Origin of the sequence: Deinococcus terrestris (genome assembly GCF_009377345.1) — a bacterium.
GTDB lineage: Bacteria > Deinococcota > Deinococci > Deinococcales > Deinococcaceae > Deinococcus > Deinococcus terrestris.
This window is the reverse complement of the sequence record NZ_WBSL01000001.1, coordinates 1,229,610-1,235,609: the sequence shown is the minus strand read 5'-3', so window position 1 is coordinate 1,235,609 and position 6,000 is coordinate 1,229,610. Positions and strand designations below refer to the sequence as shown.

General features: G+C 69.9%; 8 protein-coding genes and 1 pseudogene. 7 read left to right on the top strand and 2 right to left on the bottom strand.

Features of this window, described 5'->3' with window-relative positions:
- Positions 1-643, bottom strand: a pseudogene (locus F8S09_RS17875) (ATP-dependent zinc metalloprotease FtsH); the annotation flags it as partial.
- Between the two features lie 102 nt (positions 644-745).
- On the opposite strand from F8S09_RS17875, the gene F8S09_RS06135 reads away from it, so the two are divergent.
- The 4 genes from F8S09_RS06135 to F8S09_RS06120 all read left to right on the top strand — a co-directional run bounded on the left by F8S09_RS06135 (position 746) and on the right by F8S09_RS06120 (position 2,653).
- A complete protein-coding gene (locus F8S09_RS06135; RefSeq protein ID WP_152869772.1) occupies positions 746-1,237 on the top strand; it encodes a DUF4384 domain-containing protein in 492 nt (163 codons plus the stop codon).
- A 68-nt stretch (positions 1,238-1,305) separates the two neighbouring features.
- Positions 1,306-1,650, top strand: a complete 345-nt coding sequence (locus tag F8S09_RS06130; protein WP_152869770.1) for a nucleotide pyrophosphohydrolase — start codon at positions 1,306-1,308, stop codon at positions 1,648-1,650.
- Positions 1,647-2,159 (top strand): YfiT family bacillithiol transferase, encoded by a 513-nt coding sequence (locus tag F8S09_RS06125; RefSeq protein WP_322618581.1) that lies wholly within the window; start codon positions 1,647-1,649, stop codon positions 2,157-2,159. Before F8S09_RS06130 ends, F8S09_RS06125 begins: the two co-directional genes overlap by 4 nt.
- On the top strand, positions 2,159-2,653 hold the full coding sequence (locus F8S09_RS06120; protein WP_152869768.1) for a Nudix hydrolase: 495 nt from the start codon (positions 2,159-2,161) through the stop codon (positions 2,651-2,653). The genes F8S09_RS06125 and F8S09_RS06120 overlap by 1 nt, the downstream gene beginning before the upstream one ends.
- A 34-nt stretch (positions 2,654-2,687) precedes the next feature.
- On the opposite strand, the gene era is transcribed toward F8S09_RS06120, so the two are convergent.
- The gene (gene era, locus F8S09_RS06115) at positions 2,688-3,614 is read right to left on the bottom strand and encodes a GTPase Era (protein ID WP_152869765.1); all 927 of its coding nucleotides are present in this window, start codon (positions 3,612-3,614) and stop codon (positions 2,688-2,690) included.
- A gap of 61 nt (positions 3,615-3,675) precedes the next feature.
- On the opposite strand from era, the gene F8S09_RS06110 reads away from it, so the two are divergent.
- From F8S09_RS06110 to F8S09_RS06100, 3 genes are all read left to right on the top strand, one after another.
- Positions 3,676-4,245, top strand: a complete 570-nt coding sequence (locus F8S09_RS06110; RefSeq protein ID WP_152869763.1) for a YIP1 family protein — start codon at positions 3,676-3,678, stop codon at positions 4,243-4,245.
- Positions 4,246-4,320: 75 nt separating this feature from the next.
- Positions 4,321-4,650 carry a hypothetical protein gene (locus F8S09_RS06105; RefSeq protein WP_152869761.1) on the top strand — a complete coding sequence of 110 codons (330 nt, stop codon included), beginning with the start codon at positions 4,321-4,323 and terminating at the stop codon, positions 4,648-4,650.
- 281 nt (positions 4,651-4,931) lie between these two features.
- Positions 4,932-5,933, top strand: a complete 1,002-nt coding sequence (locus F8S09_RS06100; RefSeq protein WP_152869759.1) for a TerC family protein — start codon at positions 4,932-4,934, stop codon at positions 5,931-5,933.
- Positions 5,934-6,000: the final 67 nt, after the last annotated feature.

Genomic DNA, 6,000 nt, shown 5'->3' with positions numbered 1-6,000 from the left:
CGAGGAGGACGCCGTGGGGGATGCGGGCGCCGAGGAGGTGGTAGCGCTCGGGGTGGCGCAGGAAGTCGACGACTTCCTGCAGGTCGGACTTGGCCTCGTCGCAGCCCGCGACATCGGCGAAGGTGAGTTTGATCTGGCCCTCGCTGATCACCGCCGCCTTCGACTTCCCGAAGTTCCCCGCCGCATTCCCACCGCCCGCCCCGCCGCGCAGCGAGCGCCACAGCACCAGCAGGATCAGCCCGGTCAGGATCAGCGGGAGCACCGACCCCACCCACGCGAAGGGCGAGCCGCCCGTCACCACCCGCAGGGGCACGTCCGCCTGCCGCAGCCGGGTCAGGGTGGAGGCCTGGGTCGCGGCGTCGGTGGGCACCACCAGGGAGACGGGCCGCGTCTGGTCCTCCAGATACACCGAGGCGTCCCCGGTGCCTGCCAGCGTCAGCAGCCGGATTCGCCCGGCCTCGGCGTCCTCGAACAGGCGGTTGAGCGTGTAGCGGGCTGGGGGCAGGGTCGGGGCGGGCCGCGTCTCTTGGGAGCCAGGGGCCGGAGCCGCCGTGCGGGTGGCCTGGGCAGGCGGCGCCAGGGGCACGAGCAGCAGCGGCAGCAACAGCCGGGGCACGGCGGGGTGCAGGCGGGGGCGGCGCATACACCATGCTACGGCCCGCCGGGGCACGACATGGGGCGCTCTCTGACCTTCCGGGCACCGGGTTCTCAGGAGCGCGTCAGCTTGGGCGACTAGGCTGCTCTCATGCACAGAATCGCCTTGTTCGGCGCCCTCGCTCTGGGCCTCAGCTCCTGCACCGTGACCGTCGGCAGCAACCTCGGTCTGGCGGGCAGTTCCAGCAACCTGATCGCGGACCTGCGGCCCGACCGGGGCGAAGGGGCCACCTACCGGGTGGGCGACGAGGTCCGGTTCCAGCTCACCACCCGCACGCCGGGCTACGTCACGCTGGTCGCCCTGCAACCCGGCGGCGTCGCCAGCACGCTGGTGCAGGGCGTCTACGTGCAGGCGGGCACCACGGTCTTTCCCCGCCCGCAGGACGGCGTGACCTACAACGTGGCGGCGCCGCGCGGCCTCCAGCGCGTCCGGGCGATCTTCACCCGCGTGCGGCCCACCACTGAACTCGTTTTCAGCGGGGTCTACAACGACGGTCGGTGGAATGCCGTCACGACCCAGTACGTGCAGCCCTACGGGGCAGCCGACCGCGATATTCAGGAGACGTACCTGTATATTCGCTGAGCTGCCAGTTCCCAGCGACCAGAGGCCAGCCGCCCCCACGCGGCTGGTTTTTGTTTACCCTGCCGGACATGAGCCTGACTCCTTCAAGCCTGACCTTCGAGGACGCCCGGCGCCGCGTGGACGCCTACATCTCCCAGTTCGAGGAAGGCTACTTTCCCCCGCTGCTCATGCTAGCCCGCCTGACCGAGGAAACCGGTGAGATTGCCCGCGTCATCGCGCATGGGAATGGGAAGAAGCCCAAGCCTGGCGAGGACCCTGGCGACCTGGAGATGGAACTCGCGGACCTGCTGTTCGTAATGCTGTGCCTGAGCAACGAGCGCGGCCTGAGCCTGGAGCGCGGCTTCGAGCGGATGATGGCGAAGGTCGAAACCCGCGACGCCGACCGCTGGACGAGGAAGGAGGCGGGCGAGTGACCGACCCGCGTTTCCCCCTCGGGCCGATGCCGCAGCCCCTCACCCTGACGCCGGAGGAACGGGCGGAGGCGGTGCGGGCCATTCGCACCCTGCCTGCCGAACTCCGGGCGGCCGTCGGGGGGCAACCGGACGCGGTGCTCGACACGCCCTACCGCGACGGCGGCTGGACGGTGCGGCAGGTCGTCCACCACCTCGCCGACAGCCACATGAACGCGGTGGTGCGCCTCAAGCTCGCGCTGACGGAGGACCGCCCGACCATCAAGCCCTACGAGGAAGGCGAGTGGGCGAGGCTGCCCGACATGCGGCTGCCGGTGGCCCCCAGCCTGTCCCTGCTGGACGGCCTGCATGTCCGCTGGACCGCCCTGCTCGAAGGCCTGAGCCCGGAGGACTGGCGGCGCGAGTGGACCCATCCCGCGCTGGGTCAGACCTACACGGTGGACACCCTGGCCGCCATGTACGCCTGGCACGGTCGGCACCACCTCGCCCACATCCGCCGGGTGGTGGGCTGATGCAGCACGGCGAGCGCACGCACGTTCCGGTCGAGTTGCACGCGGGCGGCGTGGTCATCCTGAATGAGCGCGGCGACATCCTGCTCGTGCGCGAACTCGGCGTGCCGGGGCAGATGGACAAGGCCGGGCTGTGGCACATCCCCTCGGGCAGCGTGGAGGATGGCGAGAACCCGCAGGACACCGCCGTGCGTGAGGCGTGGGAGGAAACCGGGCTGCGGGTCCGGCTGGTGAAGTACCTCAACACCTACCTGGGCCAGTTTTCCGACGGCGCGTTTGTCCTGCGCCATATCTGGCTGGCCGAGCCGCTGCCGGGCCAGACCGTCGCCCCCACCTTTATCGACGAGGTGGCTGAGGCCCGCTACGTCAGCCGGGAGGAGTTCACTGCCTTGTACGAGGGCGGGCAGATTCGGATGTACCAGACCAAGCTCTTTTACGAGGACGCCCTGCGTGAACGGGGGCGCCTGGACCTTCAAAGCGAGGAGGCGAACGCCTGAGCGCCCGCCCCCTCATCACCGAACGCGGACCGCGTTACTCGTACCCTAGTTCCCGCAGCGCCTCCTCGTCCTCGCGCCAGCCGGGGATCACGATGACCTCCAGCCCCAGAAAAACCTTGCGGTTCAGGAACACCTCGAGCTGCTTGCGGGCCGCCTGCCCGATCTCGCGCAGTTGCTTGCCGCCCGCGCCGATCACCATGCCCTTGTGAGCGTTTTTCTCCACGACGATCTCGCCCTCGATGCGCTGGAGGCCGTCCTCGCGCTCGGTCCAGCGGTTCACACGGGTGGCGACGGCGTAGGGCAGCTCATCGCGCAGCTTTTTCATCGCCTCCTCGCGGATGATCTCGGCGGCCCACTGCTCGCGGCTCTGGTCGGAGGCGGCGCCGCGCGGAAAGAAGAAGGGGTTTTCCGGCAGCGCGTCCAGAATCTGCTCGCGCAGGGTGCCCACCGCCTCGGGGCTGTTCTGGGCGCTGAGCATGACCTCGTGCGTCTCGCCCGTGCGCTCTTCAAGCAGCGCCCGGTAGAGTTTCATCGCCTCGTCGGGGTACTTGGCGGCGTCGGTCTTGTTGCCGATCAAGAAGAGCGGCTTGGGCAGGTCGCGCACCTGCCGGGCCACCAGCCCGTCTTCCTCGGTGGGGGGGTGGCGCAGGTCCACGACCCACAGGATCACGTCCACGTCACTGAGCGCGCTGTGGACCTCCTGATTCATGTACTTGCCCAGGGCGTCCTTGGGCTTGTGCAGCCCCGGCGTGTCCACGAAGACGATCTGGTGGGTGTCGGTCGAGTGGATGCCGCGCACGCCCCGGCGGGTGGTCTGGGGACGCGGGCTGGTGGGGGCCACCTTGGTGTTGAGAAAGGCGTTGAGCAGCGTGCTCTTGCCGACGTTGGGCTTGCCCACGATGGCGACGAACCCGGAATGGGTCGCGGCGCCGTCCGCGTCTGGGGAGGGGAATCCGGTCATGGGGTGATTCTCGCACGGGGGGCACCGGGAACGGTCCCGGCCCCCGCCGCGTACTGGGGGCATGAGCGCCCCGACCCGGATCCAGGCGACCTTCGCCGACATGTTCGCCCAGAGCGCGGCGGTCCTGACCCGGCCCAGTCCCCGGACGTTTGAACTCTTCGAGCGTCGGGGCGGGGTGCGGCAGGCTTTCCTGTACGTGGGCCTCGCCGCCCTCGCCTCGGCGCTGATCGCGGCCCTGTTCGCGCCCTTTCATGGGGACGTGACGGTGCTGGGGCAGTTCTTCAGCCGCCTGCTGCTGATTCCGCTGCAATTCGGCATCTTCACCGGGGCCGTCTACCTGCTGGGCCGCCGCCTCTTCGGGGGCACCGGGCGCTATGAGGAGGTCGCCTACACCTTCTCGCTGTTCTACGTGCCGCTGAGCCTGCTGGGCACGCTGCTGGGAATTATCCCCATCCTGGGCTGGCTGGTCAGCCTGCTGGTAACCGTCGCGCTCGTGGCCTTCGGTTACCTCGCGGTGCAGTCCAGCATGAACCTGCGCGACCCCGTGCATGCGGGCGTGACCCTGCTGCTGTCGGCCATTCTGAACGGCCTGCTGGTCAGCCTGCTGCTCGCGCCCCTCATGGGGGGCTGAGAGCAGGCGGCCGACCCCTTCACCGGGTCTGGAGCCTTCTCCTGGACCGGGCACCGCCCCTCTAGACTGCCCGCCATGACGCAAGCTCCCGGTTCCCCTGACGTGGCCCTCTCCGCCGACGACCGCGCCCGGCTCGATCAGGTGTTTATGCAGGTCGTGCTGGACGTGCAGGGGCAGGTGCAGCAGACCCAGCCCCAGCGGGACGGCACCCTGGCCGCCATGTTCCATAAGGAGCAGATGGGCGACGCCCTGCAAGGCTGCGCGATGCTGATTGCGGGCTGGAACGAGAACCGGGTGGACGGGGCCGGGGTGGAGCGCGCGGCCCGCGCCCTGCGCGGCCTGGACCTCCGGGAGCTGGCCGAGCGGGTCGAGCGGCTGCGCCAGATCGCGGACCCCGAGGCCTGACCCCCCGGCGGGCACCGTTGCTCCGGTCACACTCGGCAGGGGCCGCGCTCTGTCACACTGCGCTCACTCCAGGGGAGTACGCCGCCCGCGCCGAGACTCGGCCGGGTGCGCGGGGACCGACAGTTCGGGAGGCAACGCCGCCCCGGTCCCCCGCAGCGAGGGCCAGACCTGGGCAGGACCCCCATCCGGGGCCGCCTGCTCGGGTGCTGGCCCTCCTCCTTGGTGGAGCCTCCCGCCCCTGAGCACAGCCGGATGGCCCGGTCCGGAAGGACACGCTCGGAATGGACCTGTGGATGATGGAGTGGCTGGGCAAGCCCGTGTGGATGTGGGTGGTCTTCTTCGCGCTGGTGCTGGGCCTGCTCGTCTTTGACCTCGGCGTGCTGGCGCGGCGCCGGGGGCAGCGGGGCGAGGAACTGGGGGTCGCGGCCAGCCTGCGCCTGAGTGCGTTTTACATCGCCGTGGCGCTGCTGTACGGCGCGTGGGTGTGGTGGGCACTGGGCGCCGAGAGCGGCATGGCCTACCTGACGGGCTTCGCCGTGGAAAAGGCGCTGGCCCTCGACAACGTGTTCGTGATCAGCGTGATTTTCGCGGCGCTGGCGATTCCCCGCGCTCTGCAGCACCGGGTGCTGTTCTGGGGGATCCTGGGCGTGATCGTGCTGCGCGGCATCATGATCGCGCTGGGCGCGGCGCTGGTGTCGGAGTTCGACTGGGTGATGTGGGTCTTCGGGGGCTTCCTGCTGCTCACCGGGGTCAAGCTGCTGCGCGGAGGCGGCGGACACGACGAGGCCCCCGATCTGGAGCGGCACATCGTGGTGCGGGCGCTGCGGCGGGTCGTGCCCATCAGCCCGAAGCTCGACGGCCAGCGGTTCCTGACCCGGCTGCCCGACGCCGCCGGGCGGGTGCGGCTGCACGCCACGCCGCTGCTCCTGGCCCTGTTGCTCGTCGAGTTCGCCGATCTGGTGTTTGCGGTGGACTCCATTCCGGCGATCTTTGCAATTACGCAGGACCCGTTCATCGTGTACACCAGCAACATCTTCGCCATCCTGGGATTGCGGGCGCTGTACTTCGCACTGGGGGCGCTGGTCGACCGTTTCTGGGCCTTGAAGCCCGCACTCGCGCTGGTGCTCGTCTTTATCGGCGGCAAGATCTTCTGGGGGCAGGCGTTCGGCAAGGTGGACCCGGCGATCAGCCTCACGGTCACCCTGGCAATTCTGGGCGGCGGCGTTCTTGTCAGCCTGTGGCGCCCGCGTGGAGGCGGGACCGGGGACGCGGCGCAGGCGTAGGGGGGCGGCGACGGGCTGAGGGGGAAGGGATCGGGCCTGGCCCCCCTCGCCCCCGGCCCGCTCTGAA

What these genes read in the sequence shown, in the direction of transcription:
- F8S09_RS06120 (WP_152869768.1), top strand. Translation starts at nt 2,159, where the DNA reads ATGCAGCACGGCGAGCGCACGCACGTTCCGGTCGAGTTGCACGCGGGC.
- F8S09_RS06110 (WP_152869763.1), top strand. Translation starts at nt 3,676, where the DNA reads ATGAGCGCCCCGACCCGGATCCAGGCGACCTTCGCCGACATGTTCGCC.
- F8S09_RS06130 (WP_152869770.1), top strand. Translation starts at nt 1,306, where the DNA reads ATGAGCCTGACTCCTTCAAGCCTGACCTTCGAGGACGCCCGGCGCCGC.
- era (WP_152869765.1), bottom strand. Translation starts at nt 3,614, where the DNA reads ATGACCGGATTCCCCTCCCCAGACGCGGACGGCGCCGCGACCCATTCC.
- F8S09_RS06100 (WP_152869759.1), top strand. Translation starts at nt 4,932, where the DNA reads ATGGACCTGTGGATGATGGAGTGGCTGGGCAAGCCCGTGTGGATGTGG.
- F8S09_RS06105 (WP_152869761.1), top strand. Translation starts at nt 4,321, where the DNA reads ATGACGCAAGCTCCCGGTTCCCCTGACGTGGCCCTCTCCGCCGACGAC.
- F8S09_RS06135 (WP_152869772.1), top strand. Translation starts at nt 746, where the DNA reads ATGCACAGAATCGCCTTGTTCGGCGCCCTCGCTCTGGGCCTCAGCTCC.